Origin of the sequence: Tardiphaga robiniae (assembly GCF_001618955.1) — a bacterium.
In the GTDB taxonomy this organism is placed as follows: domain Bacteria; phylum Pseudomonadota; class Alphaproteobacteria; order Rhizobiales; family Xanthobacteraceae; genus Tardiphaga; species Tardiphaga robiniae_A.
This window is the reverse complement of sequence record NZ_LVYV01000003.1, coordinates 158,255-174,774: the sequence shown is the minus strand read 5'-3', so window position 1 is coordinate 174,774 and position 16,520 is coordinate 158,255. Positions and strand designations below refer to the sequence as shown.

At 61.8% G+C, this 16,520-nt stretch carries 15 protein-coding genes; all 15 read left to right on the top strand.

All coding sequences use genetic code 11. The features are described from left to right. The first annotated feature begins 1 nt into the window (after position 1). The 15 genes from nuoG (at position 2) to A4A58_RS07660 (ending at position 16,516) form a co-directional block, all read left to right on the top strand. Positions 2 to 2,071 (top strand): NADH-quinone oxidoreductase subunit NuoG, encoded by a 2,070-nt coding sequence (gene nuoG, locus A4A58_RS07730; protein WP_068730887.1) that lies wholly within the window; start codon positions 2 to 4, stop codon positions 2,069 to 2,071. Between the two features lie 4 nt (positions 2,072 to 2,075). Further along, positions 2,076 to 3,101, top strand: coding sequence for an NADH-quinone oxidoreductase subunit NuoH (nuoH, locus tag A4A58_RS07725; protein WP_068730886.1), 1,026 nt, complete (start codon positions 2,076 to 2,078; stop codon positions 3,099 to 3,101). A gap of 7 nt (positions 3,102 to 3,108) precedes the next feature. Further along, on the top strand, positions 3,109 to 3,597 hold the full coding sequence (gene nuoI / locus A4A58_RS07720) for an NADH-quinone oxidoreductase subunit NuoI (protein WP_068730885.1): 489 nt from the start codon (positions 3,109 to 3,111) through the stop codon (positions 3,595 to 3,597). 9 nt (positions 3,598 to 3,606) lie between these two features. Further along, on the top strand, positions 3,607 to 4,245 hold the full coding sequence (locus A4A58_RS07715; RefSeq protein ID WP_068730884.1) for an NADH-quinone oxidoreductase subunit J: 639 nt from the start codon (positions 3,607 to 3,609) through the stop codon (positions 4,243 to 4,245). Then, a complete protein-coding gene (gene nuoK / locus A4A58_RS07710; protein ID WP_068730883.1) occupies positions 4,242 to 4,550 on the top strand; it encodes an NADH-quinone oxidoreductase subunit NuoK in 309 nt (102 codons plus the stop codon). Before A4A58_RS07715 ends, nuoK begins: the two co-directional genes overlap by 4 nt. Before the next feature lie 7 nt (positions 4,551 to 4,557). After that, a complete protein-coding gene (nuoL, locus tag A4A58_RS07705; protein ID WP_068730882.1) occupies positions 4,558 to 6,636 on the top strand; it encodes an NADH-quinone oxidoreductase subunit L in 2,079 nt (692 codons plus the stop codon). Between the two features lie 2 nt (positions 6,637 to 6,638). Further along, a complete protein-coding gene (locus A4A58_RS07700) occupies positions 6,639 to 8,156 on the top strand; it encodes an NADH-quinone oxidoreductase subunit M (protein ID WP_068730881.1) in 1,518 nt (505 codons plus the stop codon). Positions 8,157 to 8,181: 25 nt separating this feature from the next. Beyond that, on the top strand, positions 8,182 to 9,618 hold the full coding sequence (gene nuoN / locus A4A58_RS07695) for an NADH-quinone oxidoreductase subunit NuoN (protein ID WP_068730880.1): 1,437 nt from the start codon (positions 8,182 to 8,184) through the stop codon (positions 9,616 to 9,618). Continuing rightward, entirely contained in the window at positions 9,619 to 10,437 is an 819-nt protein-coding gene (locus tag A4A58_RS07690) for a biotin--[acetyl-CoA-carboxylase] ligase (RefSeq protein ID WP_068730879.1), read from the top strand. Further along, positions 10,434 to 12,098, top strand: coding sequence for a ribonuclease J (locus A4A58_RS07685; protein WP_068730878.1), 1,665 nt, complete (start codon positions 10,434 to 10,436; stop codon positions 12,096 to 12,098). Before A4A58_RS07690 ends, A4A58_RS07685 begins: the two co-directional genes overlap by 4 nt. A gap of 31 nt (positions 12,099 to 12,129) precedes the next feature. Beyond that, positions 12,130 to 12,552, top strand: coding sequence for a methylmalonyl-CoA epimerase (gene mce / locus A4A58_RS07680; protein WP_068730877.1), 423 nt, complete (start codon positions 12,130 to 12,132; stop codon positions 12,550 to 12,552). A 7-nt stretch (positions 12,553 to 12,559) separates the two neighbouring features. Further along, on the top strand, positions 12,560 to 12,835 hold the full coding sequence (locus tag A4A58_RS07675) for a DUF1467 family protein (RefSeq protein ID WP_068730876.1): 276 nt from the start codon (positions 12,560 to 12,562) through the stop codon (positions 12,833 to 12,835). Positions 12,836 to 12,891: 56 nt separating this feature from the next. After that, positions 12,892 to 13,272, top strand: coding sequence for a hypothetical protein (locus A4A58_RS07670; protein WP_068730875.1), 381 nt, complete (start codon positions 12,892 to 12,894; stop codon positions 13,270 to 13,272). Between the two features lie 567 nt (positions 13,273 to 13,839). Further along, positions 13,840 to 15,159 carry a proline--tRNA ligase gene (gene proS / locus A4A58_RS07665; RefSeq protein WP_068730874.1) on the top strand — a complete coding sequence of 440 codons (1,320 nt, stop codon included), beginning with the start codon at positions 13,840 to 13,842 and terminating at the stop codon, positions 15,157 to 15,159. A 76-nt stretch (positions 15,160 to 15,235) separates the two neighbouring features. Then, the gene (locus A4A58_RS07660) at positions 15,236 to 16,516 is read left to right on the top strand and encodes a lipoprotein-releasing ABC transporter permease subunit (protein WP_068730873.1); all 1,281 of its coding nucleotides are present in this window, start codon (positions 15,236 to 15,238) and stop codon (positions 16,514 to 16,516) included. Positions 16,517 to 16,520: the final 4 nt, after the last annotated feature.

Here is a 16,520-nt window from a genome sequence, read left to right as displayed (position 1 = left end):
TATGACGAAACTGATCATCGACGGCAAAGAGATCGAGGTCCCCGCGGAATACACGCTTCTGCAGGCGTGTGAAGCCGCCGACGCCGAAATCCCGCGCTTCTGCTACCATGAGCGCCTGTCGATCGCTGGCAATTGCCGCATGTGCCTGGTCGAGGTGAAGGGCGGACCGAAGCCGGTCGCGAGCTGCGCCTGGGGCGTGCGCGATTGCCGTCCGGGCCCGAAGGGTGAGCCGCCGGAAATCTCGACCCGCTCGCCGATGGTCAAGAAGGCACGCGAAGGCGTGATGGAATTCCTGCTGATCAACCACCCGCTGGATTGCCCGATCTGCGATCAGGGCGGCGAGTGCGATTTGCAGGACCAGGCGATGGGCTACGGCGTCGACACGTCGCGCTTTGCCGAAAACAAGCGTGCCGTCGAGGACAAGTATCTCGGCGCTCTCGTGAAGACCTCGATGAATCGCTGCATCCAGTGCACGCGCTGTGTCCGCTTCGCCGCCGAGATCTGCGGCGTGCCGGAAATGGGCGCCACCGGTCGCGGCGAGGACATGGAAATCACTTCGTTCCTGGAAACGGCGCTGACCTCGGAGCTGCAGGGCAACCTCGTCGATATCTGCCCGGTCGGTGCGCTGACCTCGAAACCTTACGCTTTCGCCGCGCGTCCGTGGGAGCTCGGCAAGACCCAGTCCATCGATGTCATGGATGCGGTCGGCTCGGCGATCCGCGTCGACACCCGTGGCCGCGAAGTGATGCGCATCCTGCCGCGCGTCAATGAGGCCGTGAACGAGGAATGGATCTCCGACAAGACACGCCACATCGTCGACGGCCTGCGCACGCAGCGTCTCGATCGTCCGTATATCCGCGACAACGGCAAGCTGCGCGCTGCGACCTGGGCTGAAGCGTTCAGTGCCATCGCTGCGAAGGTGGCCGGCAGCAAGAAGATCGGCGCCATCGCTGGCGATCTCGCTGCGGTCGAGGAAATGTTCGCGCTGAAGCAACTGCTCGCAAGCATGGGTTCGGCCAATCTGGCGACCCAGAGCGCGGGCGCGTTTGATGCGGCCACTGGTCGCGCGTCCTACATTTTCAACCCGACCATCGCCGGCATCGAGCAGGCCGATGCGCTGCTGATCGTGGGCGCCAACCCGCGCAAGGAAGCCGCCGTTCTCAACGCGCGCATCCGCAAGGCATGGCGCACCGGTGCATTGAAGGTCGGCGTGATCGGCGAGAAGGCCGATCTGACCTATCGCTACGACTATCTCGGCGCCGGCACGGACTCGCTGGCCGAACTCGCCGCCGGCAAGAACGCCTTCGCCGATGTGCTGAAGAACGCCAAGCATCCGATCGTGCTGGTTGGCGCCGGTGTGGCCGCACGTGCCGATGGCGCTGCGGTACTCGCGGCGGCTGCCAAGCTCGCTTCGGACTTCGGTGTCATCAAGGACGGCTGGAACGGTTTTGCGGTGCTGCAGATGGCGGCCTCGACGGTCGGCGCGCTCGATATCGGTTTCGCGCCGACATCTGGCAGCCTGAGCCTCGCACAGATGACGTCGGCTGGTTCGCTCGATGTGTTGTTCTCGCTCGGCGCCGACGACGTGAAAGTCGCCGACGGCACCTTCGTCGTCTACATCGGCACCCATGGTGACCGCGGCGCGCATCGCGCCGACGTGATCCTGCCGGGTGCGGCCTATACCGAGAAGTCCGGCATCTTCGTCAACACCGAAGGCCGCGTGCAGATGGCGGAGCGCGCCGGTTTCCCGCCGGGCGATGCCCGCGAGGACTGGGCGGTGATCCGCGCATTGTCCGACGTGCTCGGCCACAAGCTGCCTTACGACTCGCTGGCTGCGCTGCGGCAGGCGATCTTCAAGGCTGCACCGCACCTGATGCGCATCGATCAGATCGAGGCCGGCGATGCCGGTGCGATCAAGACCCTTGCGGGCAAGGGGGGCACCGTCGACAAGACACCGTTCAAGGCCTCCGTTGAGGACTTCTACCTGACCAACCCGATCGCGCGTGCGTCAGCCATCATGGCGGAATGCTCCCGCCTGGCCTCCGGCCAGATGCTGACGGCGGCGGAGTAAACCGATGGCTGAATTCTGGACAAGCACCCTGTGGCCGCTGATCATCATGGTCGCGCAGAGCCTCCTTGTGCTCGTGGTGCTCTTGATTGCGATTGCCTACATCCTGCTGGCTGACCGCAAGATCTGGGCGGCGGTACAGATCCGCCGTGGCCCCAACGTGGTCGGGCCATTCGGCCTGCTGCAATCCTTCGCGGACTTGTTGAAATTCGTGTTGAAGGAGCCCGTGGTTCCTTCCAGCTCCAACAAGGGCGTGTTCCTGCTGGCGCCGCTGGTGTCCTGCGTGCTCGCGCTGGCGGCCTGGGCGGTGATCCCGATGGATCTCGGCTGGGTGATCTCCGACATCAATGTCGGCGTGCTCTATATCTTCGCGATCTCGTCGCTGTCGGTCTACGGCATCATCATGGCCGGCTGGTCGTCGAACTCGAAATATCCGTTCCTGTCGGCGCTGCGCGCCGCCGCGCAGATGGTGTCCTACGAAGTTTCGATTGGCTTCGTCATCATCACCGTCTTGCTCTGCGTCGGTTCGCTGAACCTGACGGACATCGTCGCCGCGCAGAATTCGAAGTGGGGCATTCTCGGCTGGTACTGGATCCCGCTGTTCCCAATGTTCGTGATCTTCTATGTCTCGGCGCTGGCTGAAACCAACCGTCCCCCCTTCGACCTCGTCGAAGCGGAATCGGAACTGGTCGCGGGCTTCATGACCGAATACGGCTCGACCCCGTATCTGCTGTTCATGCTCGGTGAATATGTCGCCATCGTCACCATGTGCGCGCTGGCAACGATCCTGTTCCTTGGCGGCTGGCTGTCGCCGATCCCGTTCGCGCCATTCACCTGGGTGCCAGGCATCATCTGGTTCGCCCTCAAGGTGATGTTCATGTTCTTCCTGATTGCGATGGCGAAGGCGATCGTGCCGCGCTACCGCTACGACCAGCTGATGCGTCTGGGCTGGAAGGTGTTTCTGCCGCTGTCGTTGGCGTACGTCATCATCGTCGCTGCCGTGCTGCAATTCGGGGGCCTTGCTCCGAAATGAGGTCACTATGAATATCAGGGCAACAGCTCATTCGCTTCTGCTGGCGGAGTTCGTCTCGGCGTTCATCCTCGCCATGCGGTATTTTTTCAAACCGAAGCCGACGCTGAACTATCCGTTCGAGAAAGGGCCGATCTCGCCGCGTTTCCGCGGTGAGCATGCGCTACGCCGCTATCCGAACGGCGAAGAGCGCTGCATCGCCTGCAAGCTCTGCGAAGCGGTGTGTCCGGCACAGGCCATCACCATCGAAGCCGGCCCGCGCCGCAACGATGGTACGCGCCGTACCGTGCGCTACGACATCGACATGGTGAAATGCATCTATTGCGGACTGTGCCAGGAGGCCTGTCCGGTGGATGCGATCGTCGAGGGACCGAACTTCGAGTTCGCCACCGAGACGCGTGAGGAACTCTATTATGACAAGGCGAAATTGCTCGCCAACGGCGACCGCTGGGAGCGCGAGATTGCGAAGTCAATCGAACTCGACGCGCCGTACCGGTAAGGTGACCAGATGATCCTTCCCGCACTGTTCTTCTATCTGTTCGCCAGCATCTGCGTGGCTTCCGCGGTCATGGTGATTGCCTCGCGCAATCCCGTGCATTCCGTGCTGTTCCTGATCCTGGCCTTCGTCAATGCCTCGGGCCTGTTCGTGCTGATGGGTGCCGAATTCCTCGCGATGCTGCTGATAGTCGTCTATGTCGGCGCCGTCGCGGTGCTGTTCCTGTTCGTCATCATGATGCTCGACGTCGACTTCACGCAGCTGCGCGAAGGCTTCATCCAGTATCTGCCGTTTGGTCTCGTGATCGGTGCGATCTTCCTGGCCGAATTGCTGCTGGTCGCAGGTGGCTGGGTGATGAACCCGAACGTCACCAAGTCGATCACGGCGGCCATCCCGACGAATGTGAGCAATACCGAGGCGCTCGGCCTCGTGCTCTATACGAAGTACATCCATTACTTCCAGCTGGCCGGCATGGTGCTGCTGGTGGCGATGATCGGCGCGATCGTGCTGACGCTGCGTCACAAGGTCAAAGTGCGGCGCCAGGACATCAATGTTCAGAACGCGCGCAATCCGGAACTGGCGATGGAAGTGCGCAAGGTCGCGACCGGGCAGGGCCTGCAGGACGCCGACGCGGGGAGCTGGGTCAAATGACGATCGGTCTCGGACACTATCTGGCGGTCGCAGCGATTCTGTTCACGCTGGGCATTCTCGGCATCTTCCTGAACCGCAAGAACATCATCGTCATCCTGATGTCGATCGAGCTGATCCTGCTCGCCGTCAACATCAACATGGTGGCGTTCTCGACCTTCCTCGGCGACATCGTGGGCCAGGTGTTCGCGCTGCTGGTGCTGACCGTGGCCGCTGCGGAAGCAGCGATCGGTCTCGCCGTGTTGGTGGTCTATTTCCGCAACCGCGGCTCGATCGCGGTTGAAGACGTCAATCTGATGAAGGGCTGAGCCAACAATGATTCAGGCTCTTGTATTCCTGCCGCTGATCGGCGCGCTGATCGCCGGCTTCATCGCCATCCTGGGTGCGCATGGGCGTAATCCGAGCGGCGACGAGATGGACCATGCGCATGACGACCACGGTCACGGCGATGCCAGCGCACATGCTGCGCATGGGCATGACGATCATGGTCACGATGATCACGACGACCATCACCATGTTGCCGAGCCGGCCGCGCTCGGCTCGCGTGCGGCCGAGCTGATCACCGCCGGTCTGCTGGTGGTGTCGGCGGTGCTGTCCTGGATGACCTTCGTGGACGTCGCCTTCATGCATCACGATGCCCGTATCGTGCTGCTGAACTGGATCAATTCGGGCGACCTGCAGCTGTCCTGGACGCTGCGCGTCGATACGCTGACCGCCGTGATGCTGGTCGTCGTCACCACGGTGTCGTCGCTCGTGCACATCTATTCGCTCGGCTATATGGAAGATGATCCGAACCGGCCGCGCTTCATGGCGTATCTGTCGCTGTTCACCTTCATGATGCTGATGCTGGTGACGGCGGATAACCTGCTGCAGCTGTTCTTCGGCTGGGAAGGCGTGGGTCTGGCCAGCTACCTGCTGATCGGTTTCTGGTTCAAGAAGCCCTCGGCCAATGCGGCGGCGATCAAGGCGTTCGTCGTCAACCGCGTCGGCGACTTCGGCTTCCTGCTCGGCATCTTCGCGCTGTTCATGCTGGTTGGCTCGACCGATCTCGACACCATCTTCGCCAGCGCGCCTAGCCTGACCGGCAAGACGATCAACTTCTTCGGCTGGCACGCCGATGCGCTGACACTGACCTGTCTGCTGCTGTTCGTCGGCGCCATGGGCAAGTCAGCCCAGTTCCTGCTGCACACCTGGTTGCCGGACGCGATGGAAGGCCCGACGCCTGTGTCGGCGCTGATCCACGCGGCGACCATGGTCACCGCGGGCGTGTTCATGGTGGCGCGCATGTCGCCGCTGTTCGAGCTCGCGCCGAACGCGCAGGCCGTCGTGATGCTGGTCGGCGCGACCACGGCGTTCTTCGCGGCGACTATCGGTCTGGTGCAGAACGACATCAAGCGCATCGTCGCTTACTCGACCTGTTCGCAGCTCGGTTACATGTTCGTGGCACTGGGGACGGGGGCTTACTCGGTCGCCATGTTCCACCTGTTCACGCACGCCTTCTTCAAGGCTCTGTTGTTCCTAGGCTCGGGCTCGGTGATCTACGCGATGCATCACGAGCAGGACATCCGGAAGATGGGTGGCCTGTGGAACAAGATCCCGTTCACTTATGCGATGATGACCATCGGCACACTGGCGCTGACCGGATTCCCGTTCACGGCCGGCTACTTCTCGAAGGACGCGATCATCGAAGCGGCTTACGCCTCGCACAATCCGTTCGCCTTCTACGGCTTCCTGATGACCGTCGTCGCGGCCTTGCTGACCTCGTTCTATTCATGGCGTCTGGTGTTCAAGACGTTCCATGGCGAGCCGCACGACAAGAAGCATTACGATGCCGCACATGAAGCGCCGCTGTGGATGCTGGTCCCGCTGGCCGTGCTGGGCATCGGATCGTTCGCCGCCGGCTTCCCGTTCAAGGAGCTGTTTGCTGGTCATCATGTCGGCGAGTTCTTCCGGGAATCGCTGAAGATGAACCCGCACATCATCGAGGAGATGCACCACATTCCCGGCTGGGTGCCCTATGTGCCGACCGTGATGATGGTGCTCGGTTTCCTGATTTCGTATCTGTTCTATGTTCGCAAACCCTACCTGCCTGTCGAGCTCGCGAACCAGCATCCGCTGCTCTACAAGTTCCTGCTCAACAAGTGGTACTTCGACGAGCTCTACGAGATCATCTTCGTTCGCCCGGCCAAGTGGATCGGCCACTTCCTCTGGAAGAAGGGCGACGGCATGATCATCGACGGCCTCGGGCCTGATGGTGTCTCGGCCCGCGTGCTCAATATCACGCGCGGCGTGGTCAAGCTGCAGACCGGCTACCTCTATCACTATGCCTTCGCGATGCTGATCGGCGTCGCCGGGTTGATCACCTGGTTCATCTTCGGCCTGGGGGGCCAGTAACAATGGCGTCCGTCATGACATGGCCGGTTCTTTCGGTCGTCACTTTCCTGCCGATCGTCGGCGCGATCCTGATTTATCTCAGCCGCGGCGATGACGAGGCTGCGCAGGGCAACGCCCGCTGGATCGCGCTCTGGACCACGCTGATCACTTTTGCGGTCTCGCTGATCCTGGTGATGCGCTTCGATCCGTCGAACGGCGACTTCCAGTTTGTCGAAAAGGCGCCGTGGCTGGCCGCGACCATCAACTACCATATGGGTGTGGACGGCATTTCGCTGCCCTTCGTGATCCTGACCACGGCCCTGATGCCGTTCTGCATCCTGTGCAGCTGGAAGTCGGTCACCAAGCGCGTTCGCGAATACATGATCGCGTTCCTGTTCCTGGAAACGCTGATGATCGGCACCTTCTCGGCGCTGGATCTGGTGCTGTTCTATCTGTTCTTCGAAGGCGGCCTGATCCCGATGTTCCTGATCATCGGCATCTGGGGCGGCCCGCGCCGCGTCTACGCCTCGTTCAAGTTCTTCCTCTACACGTTCCTCGGCTCGGTGCTGATGCTGCTGGCCATCATGGCGCTGTACTGGAACGCCGGGACGACCGATATCCCGACGCTGATGCACACCGCCGTGCCGCGCAGCCTGCAGACATGGGCGTGGCTGGCATTCTTCGCGTCCTTCGCGGTCAAGATGCCGATGTGGCCGGTACACACCTGGCTGCCTGACGCGCATGTGGAAGCGCCGACGGCAGGTTCAGTCGTGCTGGCCGCGATCATGCTGAAGATGGGCGGTTACGGCTTCCTGCGCTTCTCGCTGCCGATGTTCCCGGATGCCTCTCTCTATTTCGCACCGATGGTCTGGACGCTCTCCGTGATCGCGATCGTCTACACGTCGCTGGTCGCGCTGATGCAGGAAGATATCAAGAAGCTGATCGCCTACTCGTCGGTCGCGCATATGGGCTATGTGACCATGGGCATCTTCGCCGGCACGACACAGGGCGTCTCCGGCGCAGTGTTCCAGATGGTGTCGCACGGCATCGTGTCGGGCGCTCTGTTCCTCTGCGTCGGCGTCGTCTACGACCGCCTGCATACCCGCGAGATCGCGGCCTATGGCGGCCTCGTCAACCGGATGCCGATCTATGCGGCGCTGTTCATGGTGTTCACCATGGCCAATGTCGGTCTGCCCGGCACCTCCGGCTTCGTCGGTGAATTCCTGACGCTGATCGGCACCTTCAAGGTCTCGATCCCAACGGCGACATTCGCCAGCATCGGCGTAATCCTGTCGGCGGCCTATGCACTGTGGCTGTACCGCAAGGTCGTGTTCGGTGAACTGACCAAGCCGGCGCTGCAGGGCATCAAGGACATCACGTTCCGGGAAGGCCTGGTGCTGGTGCCGCTGGTCATTCTCACCATTCTGTTCGGAGTCTATCCGAAGCCGGTGCTCGACATGTCGGCGGCTTCGATCCAGCTCCTCGTTAACAATTACGCTGCTGCAACGTCTGCCGTGAAGGCAGCCGCGCTGCTGCAATGACCGCAGCAGATCAGGATAACGCGCAATGACGATTACGACCGCCGGATATTCCCTGCTGCCCGTACTGCCGGAGCTGATGCTCGCGGTTGGGGCCATGGTGCTGCTGATGATCGGTGCCTTCAACGGACCGAAGGTCACGGGCCTGGTCACCACGCTTGCCGTCTGCCTGCTGGTGGTGGTCGGTGCGGCTGAAATCATGCTGCCCGCCGGCAAGCATGTCACCTTCGGCGGCAGCTTCATCGTCGATGACTATGCGCGTTTCCTGAAGGTGCTGGCGATCATCGCGTCGGCCGTGACGTTGATCCTGTCGCGCGAATTCCTCGCGGACCAGTCCCGTCGCATTTTCGAATACGCCATCCTGGTGCTGCTCTCGACGCTCGGCATGATGGTGCTGATCTCGGCCGGCGACCTGATCATGCTGTATCTCGGCCTCGAACTGATGAGCCTTGCGCTCTATGTCGTCGCAGCCTCCAACCGCGACAATGCAAAGTCGACCGAAGCCGGCCTGAAGTATTTCGTGCTGGGCGCGCTGTCGTCCGGTATGCTGCTCTACGGCGCTTCTATGATCTACGGCTTTACCGGCACGGTGTCCTTCGCCGGCATCGCCGCCGAAGCCAAGACCGGCAGTATCGGCCTGGTGTTCGGGCTGGTGTTTTTGCTTGCCGGCCTCTGTTTCAAGGTTTCGGCTGTGCCGTTCCACATGTGGACGCCCGATGTCTACGAAGGCGCACCGACGCCCGTTACCGCCTTCTTCGCCTCGGCCCCGAAGGTTGCAGCACTCGCTGTGTTCACCCGGGTCACGCTGACGGCGTTCCCAGGCATTGTCGTGCAATGGCAGCAGGTCGTGGTGTTCGTGTCGCTGGCCTCGATGGTACTGGGCTCGTTCGCCGCCATCGGCCAGTCTAACATCAAGCGCCTGATGGCCTATTCGTCGATCGGCCATATGGGCTTTGCGCTGGTCGGTCTTGCCGCCGGCACGCAGGAGGGGGCGCAGGGCGTGCTGGTCTATATCGCGATCTATGTCGCGATGACCCTCGGCACCTTCGCCATCATCCTGACCATGAAGCGGGGTGGCCAGCCTGTTGAGACGATCAAGGATTTCGCTGGCCTGTCGCGCACCAATCCGATCATCGCCTTCTTCTTCGCGATGTTCCTGTTCTCGCTGGCAGGCGTGCCGCCGCTGGCCGGTTTCTTCGGCAAGTTCTACGTCTTCATGGCGGCCATCAAGTCGGGCCTGTTCGTACTGGCCGTGGTCGGTGTGTTGGCCAGCGTGGTGGGCGCGTTCTACTACCTGTCCATCGTGAAGCTCATGTATTTCGACGAGCCGGTCGGGAAGCTCGATCCGATGCGCGTTGAACTGCGCACGGTGCTGGCTGTCGCGGGTCTCTTCAACGTGCTGTTCTTCGTCTATCCGGCGCCTCTGGTCAGCGCGGCGGCATTCGCAGCGAAGTCGCTGTTCTAGATGGTATTTTCGCTCGGTCCCCGAGCCCTCGCGGCGGGCACGAAGCTCGCCGCATTCGACTCAACCGGTTCGACCAATACTGAAGCCATGGACCGCGCGCGCACAGGCGAGCGCGGTCCGATGTGGTTTGTCACAACGGAACAGACCGCGGGACGTGGGCGACGGCATCGGCCGTGGGTCGCTCCCCGCGGGAACCTCGCCAGTTCGGTTCTGGAAGTTCTTGATGTGACGCCGTCAGTTGCGGCGACACTGGGCTTCGCCGCTGGCGTTGCCGTTGAGAAGGCACTCCGACAGATCAGCGTCGAAGCTGCGATGCGGGCGCCGCAGTCGGCCGCGAATGACTATCGGCTGAAATGGCCGAACGACGTTCTGGCTGGCGGACATAAGCTTGTCGGAATGAATCTGGAGGCGGAGGCAGCGCCGAACGGCCAGCTTGCTGTTGTCGTCGGCATCGGCACCAATGTGGTGGCGGCCCCCGACAATATGCCTTATCCGGTTGCTTGCCTGCATGCGATGGGCGTCAGCGCCAGCGCCGAAGACCTGTTTGCGGCGCTTTCGGACACCTGGCAGGAGATGCGCGGCATCTGGGATTCCGGCCGCGGGTTTGCCGAGATCCGGCGACAGTGGTTGGAACGCGCAGCAGGGATCGGTCAGCCGGTGTCCGTGGACAACGGGGTACAGACGATTTCGGGAATTTTCGACACCATTGATGAGGCCGGTTGTATGATTGTCGCGACAGCGGATCGCCGGCGAATCCCTATTACCGCCGGCGACGTTCATTTCGGATCGGCCGCGTCGACAAGGACAGCACGCAAATGACGCGACCCAACGAATTGACCTTCGCACCGCTGGGAGGCGTCGGCCAGATTGGCATGAACCTGTCGATCTATGGCCTGGCCGGGAAGTGGCTGGCGATCGACCTCGGCGTCTATTTCGGTGACGAGGAACATCTGCCCGGCATCGATCTGGTGATGCCCGACGTGCGCTTCCTGGAAAAGGAAAAGAAGAACCTCGTCGGTCTCGTCCTCACCCACGCCCATGAGGATCACTTCGGCGCCATTATCGACCTGTGGCCCAAGCTGAAATGCCCGATCTATGCGACGCAGTTCAGCGCCGCATTGTTTGAAGCCAAATGCGCCAGCGAGCGCAATCCGCCGAAGATCCCCGTCACCGTGGTGCCATCGGGCGGCCGCATCAATCTCGGCCCGTTCGATCTCGAATTCATTCCGGTTGCGCATTCGATTCCGGAATCCCACGCCATCGCGCTGCACACGCCGCTCGGCACCGTGCTGCATACCGGTGATTGGAAGATTGACCCGACGCCGATCATCGGCCTGCCAACCGACGAAAAGCGGCTGCGCGAACTCGGCGATGCCGGCGTGCTGGCCATCATCGGCGACTCCACGAATGCGGTGCGCGATGGCCGCTCACCGTCCGAAACGGAGGTTGCCGCCACGCTCACCAAACTGGTGAAGGCTGCCAAGGGCCGCGTCGCCGTCACGACTTTTGCATCGAACGTGGCGCGGTTGCGGGCCGTTGCCGAAGCGGCGCAGGCCGCGGGCCGCGAAGTGGTGTTGGTCGGCCGCGCTATGGAGCGCGTCGTGCAGGTGGCCCGCGAATGCGGTTATCTCGATGGACTGCCGGCGTTCCGCAACGCCGACTATTACGGCCATTTCCCGCCGGACAAGGTGGTGGCGCTGTGCACGGGCAGCCAGGGTGAAGCGCGCGCGGCGCTGGCGCGTATCGCCAGCGACGACCATCCGATGGTGACCCTCAACAAGGGCGATACGGTGATCTTCTCGTCGCGGACCATTCCCGGCAATGAGAAGGCGGTCGGCACCATCATCAACGGTCTTGTCACGCAGGGCATCGAGGTGATCACCGATCGCGATGCGCTGGTGCATGTGTCCGGCCATCCGCGCCGCGACGAATTGCGCGACATGATCTCCTGGGTGCGGCCGCAGCTGCTGATCCCCGTCCATGGCGAGGCGCTCCATCTTCATGAGCATGCCAAGCTCGCGCGCGCCTGCGGCGTGCCGCGGACCATGATCGTCAAGAACGGCGACCTGGTGCGCCTGGCGCCCGGCGATGCTGCCGTCATCGACGAACTGCCGTCTGGCCGCATGTTCAAGGATGGCCTCATTCTCGAGGACTCCAAGTCCCGCGCCGTAAGCGAGCGGCGGCGGCTGTCCTTTGCCGGCTGTGCTTTCGTGGCACTGGCCGTGACCATGAAGGGCGAACTGGTCGATGACCCTGCGGTCGACCTGATCGGCATTCCCGAAAAGAACCTCAAGGGCGAGGTGATGGAAGATGTCGTGTTCGACATCATCGTCAACGTCGTCGAGAACCTGCCCAAGGCGCGCAAGCGCGATCCCGATGCGATGGCGGAGTCGGTGCGACGCGCGGTCCGCTCGTCACTCGCCGATCAATGGGGCAAGAAGACGATGTGCTACGTTCACATCCTGCAGGTCGAAGACTAAAAGCAAAGAAACAAAGACTACGGAGGACACCATGCTGGGCCGGCTCAATCATGTGGCGATTGCCGTCGCCGATGCGGAGAAAGCTGCGAAGATCTACGGCACCGCCTTCGGCGCCGAGATTTCCGCGACCGTGCCGCTGCCGGAGCATGGCGTGATCACGGTGTTCGCGACGCTGCCGAATACCAAGATCGAGTTCATCCAGCCGCTCGGCGCGGATTCGCCGATCGCCAAATTCGTCGAGCGCAACCCTGACGGCGGCATTCATCACATCTGTTACGAAGTGCCGGATATCATCGCGGCACGCGACAACCTGATCAAGGAAGGCGCGCGCGTGCTTGGCGACGGCCAGCCGAAGATCGGCGCCCACGGCAAGCCTGTGCTGTTCCTGCATCCCAAGGATTTCTCGGGCGCGCTGGTAGAGATCGAACAAGCTTCCGAAATCGAACAGTCCTGAGGACACGATGGCCTATACGATCTCGACGTCGCTCGCGGTCTATTTCGTCATCTGGTGGATCACGCTGTTCCTGACGCTGCCATTCGGCGTGCGCAGCCAGCATGAGGACGGCAAGGGCACCGACGGCACCGATCCCGGTGCGCCTGTGCTGGCCCGGATGGGGCGCAAGCTGATCTGGACCACGGTGATTTCCGCGGTGCTGTTCGCCGCCGGCATGTATGCGTATCGCATGGGCTACTTCAACATCGAGAGGCTCTCGAAGCTGATGGGCGTGCCGATCTGAGAGCGATCTTTAACCTGCGGAGTCTGTCCTTTCAGGTGTCGATACGGAGCTGACGCATGAAGCGCTTTCTGCTTTTTCTGTTGCTTGGGCCGGCTGTCGGCTTTGCGGTTTTCGAGCTGCGCGAAATTGCCAGCGGCAGGATCATCGGCGGCTTTCCCGGCTTCATCATGGGATTGCCCTTTGCCTACTGGTTCGGGCTGATCCCGTCGCTGGTGATGTGGCTTGAGGACTGGTTTCTGGAAGACAAGATGCGGCTATGGCCGAAGGTGCTGACCTCGGCATTGACCGGCTATGTGGTGAGTATCGGGATGATGTTGATCTGGACGTCGGTGTCGATTCCGCTGCGTCAGATCCTTACATTCGGGATCGTCGGCGCGGTGCAGGGCCTGGTCTGTTCGTGGCTGTCGGGCATCAAGCCGAAGGGTGGTGCGCTGTAATACGCAGCGCGTTGCATCTCCGAAAAAAGGCCGGCATTGAGCCGGCCTTTTTTGTCTCGGACGATATGAAGCGTCGCTATCGTTGTCGGGAATCTGTCGAAAAAAAAGAGCAGGGCCGCAGCCCTGCTCGGAAAATTGTGTCGACCCTATTACCCCAAACTTTGGATTTTATCCTTGCTTAGCGGGTTGACGCTGCTTGAGCGCGTCAGGGCTCCTCCCGAGACTTGGACCACCAGACTCTGTCCTTACGAACCGCCTGAGGCGTGAGTCGTAGCTTAACTTTTTTTGTTTGTCACCAATTTCGGCAATGTGTGTTCAAAATTTAGGCCAAGGGTAGAATCGCGACCTTTTACGCGATTTCCGGTCACGCTGGGTCGCTCTGGCCGACATCGGAAATGGCGATATTTGACAGCCTGGGAGGCAATTCGCCAGGCGAACGGAATTAAGCCCCGATTGCCGGCTCCATGTCCTAGACTGTCCGGCGTCCGACCTGTCGCCCTTGTATTTTGGCGGCCGATCCGGTTTCACTCGCGTTCTCCCGTGTCCCTCCGATTCCCAGGCCTAACCATGCGATTGTCGCGCTATTTTCTGCCCATTCTCAAGGAAACGCCGAAGGAAGCCGAGATCGTCTCGCACCGGCTGATGCTGCGCGCGGGCATGATCCGTCAGGAGGCCGCCGGCATCTATGCCTGGTTGCCGCTGGGCCTGCGGGTGCTGAAGAAGATCGAGCAGATCGTCCGCGAGGAGCAGAACCGGGCGGGCGCCATCGAACTTCTGATGCCGACATTGCAGCTCGCCGATCTCTGGCGCGAAAGTGGGCGCTACGACGCCTATGGGCCCGAGATGCTGCGCATCCTCGACCGCCACAAGCGGGAGCTTCTCTACGGGCCGACCAACGAAGAAATGATCACCGAGATCTTCCGCGGCTATGTGAAGTCCTACAAGAGCCTGCCGCTGAACCTGTACCACATCCAGTGGAAATTCCGCGACGAGCAGCGTCCGCGTTTCGGCGTGATGCGCGGCCGCGAATTCCTGATGAAGGATGGCTATTCATTCGACATCGATGAGGCAGCAGCGAAGCGCTCCTATAACCAGATGTTCGTCGCTTATCTGCGCACCTTTGCGCGGATGGGCCTGAAGGCGATCCCGATGCGCGCCGAGACCGGCCCGATCGGCGGCGATCACAGCCACGAATTCATTGTGCTTGCGGAGACCGGCGAGTCCGGCGTGTTCTGCGACAGCGACGTCCTCAATCTGCCAGTGCCGCCAGCAGACATCGATTACAACGGCGATCTCACGGGCATCATCGATCAGTGGACCTCGATCTATGCGGCCACCGAAGACGTTCACGACGCCGCGCGGTTCGAGAGCGAAGTGCCGGCCGAGCGGCGGCTCAACACCCGCGGTATCGAAGTCGGCCAGATCTTCTATTTCGGCACCAAATATTCCGACGCGATGAAGGCGACCGTCGCCGGCGCCGACGGCGCGGAGACGGCGATCCATGGCGGCTCCTACGGCGTCGGCGTGTCGCGGCTGCTGGGTGCGATCATCGAAGCCTGCCACGACGAGAACGGCATCAAGTGGCCCGAGGAAGTGGCGCCGTTCCGCGCCGCCATCCTCAACCTGAAGCAGGGGTCGGCCGATACGGATGCGGCCTGCGAGGCGCTCTACAAGGAGCTCTCGGCCAAGGGCGTCGATGTGCTCTATGACGACACCGACCAGCGCGCCGGCGGCAAGTTTGCCACCGCTGACCTGATCGGTGTGCCCTGGCAGATCCTCGTTGGCCCGAAGGGGCTGGCCGAAGGCAAGGTCGAGCTGAAGCGGCGCGATGACGGTTCGCGTGAGAATATCAGTGCCGCTGAGGTCGTCGCAAAGCTGACGTCCTGACGACTTATCCACTGCGTGGTCGCCGCATCACTCACGATGCGGCTAGAATAAGCCCGATTCGTATGGGAGTCGGGCGATGGATGATGCCATGAGCGAGCCAGTTCGAACCCCACCCTTCGCCGCCTTCGAATGGCTGCTGTCCGGACGCTATCTCCGTGCGCGCCGTAAAGAGGGATTCATCTCCGTCATTGCCGGCTTCTCGTTCCTCGGCATCATGCTCGGCGTCGCCACGCTGATCATCGTGATGGCCGTGATGAACGGCTTCCGTAAGGAGCTGCTCGACAAGATCCTGGGTCTGAACGGGCATCTGCTGGTGCAGCCGCTGGAAAGTCCTCTGACCGACTGGAAGGATGTCGCCGACCGCATCAGCGGCGTGAATGGCATTCGTCTCGCGGCGCCGGTCGTGGATGGCCAGGGACTGGGATCATCCGCGTTCGGTGCTGCCGGCATCTTTATCCGCGGTATCCGCTCTGGCGATCTCAATAACCTCACGTCGATCGCCAAGAACATCAAACAGGGCACGCTCGAAGGCTTCGATGACGGGCAGGGTGTGGCGATCGGTCGGCGGCTGGCAGATCAGCTCTCGATCCATGCCGGCGACATGATCACGCTGATCTCGCCGAAGGGGGCGGTGACCCCGATGGGCACGACGCCGCGCATCAAGCCGTACAAGGTTGCTGCCGTCTTCGAGATCGGCATGTCCGAATATGACTCGACCTTCGTGTTCATGCCGTTGGCCGAGGCGCAGACATATTTCAATCGCCCCTCTGACGTGACCTCGATCGAGGTCTACACCAACAATCCCGACAGGATCGACGAGTATCGCAAGCTCGTGACCGAGGCGGCCGGGCGGCCGATCTTCATCGTCGATTGGCGGCAGCGCAACTCGACCTTCTTCAATGCGCTGCAGGTCGAGCGCAACGTCATGTTCCTGATCCTGACGCTGATCGTGCTGGTGGCGGCGCTGAACATCGTCTCCGGCCTGATCATGCTGGTGAAGGACAAGGGCAGCGACATCGCGATCCTGCGCACCATGGGCGCCTCTCAAGGCTCGATCATGCGGGTGTTCCTGATCACGGGTGCTGCGATCGGCGTGGTTGGCACGCTGGTCGGCTTCTTCGTTGGACTACTGGTCTGCTTCAACATCGAGACGATCCGGCAATTCATCTCGTGGATGACATCCACGGAGCTGTTCTCGCCGGAACTGTATTTCCTGTCCAAGCTGCCGGCCGAGGTCGACGTCGGCGAAACCAGCGCGGTGGTCATCATGGCGCTGACGCTGTCGTTCCTGGCGACCCTCTACCCGTCGTGGCGCGCCGCGCGCCTCGATCCCGTCGATGCGCTAAGATACGAGTGAGTGA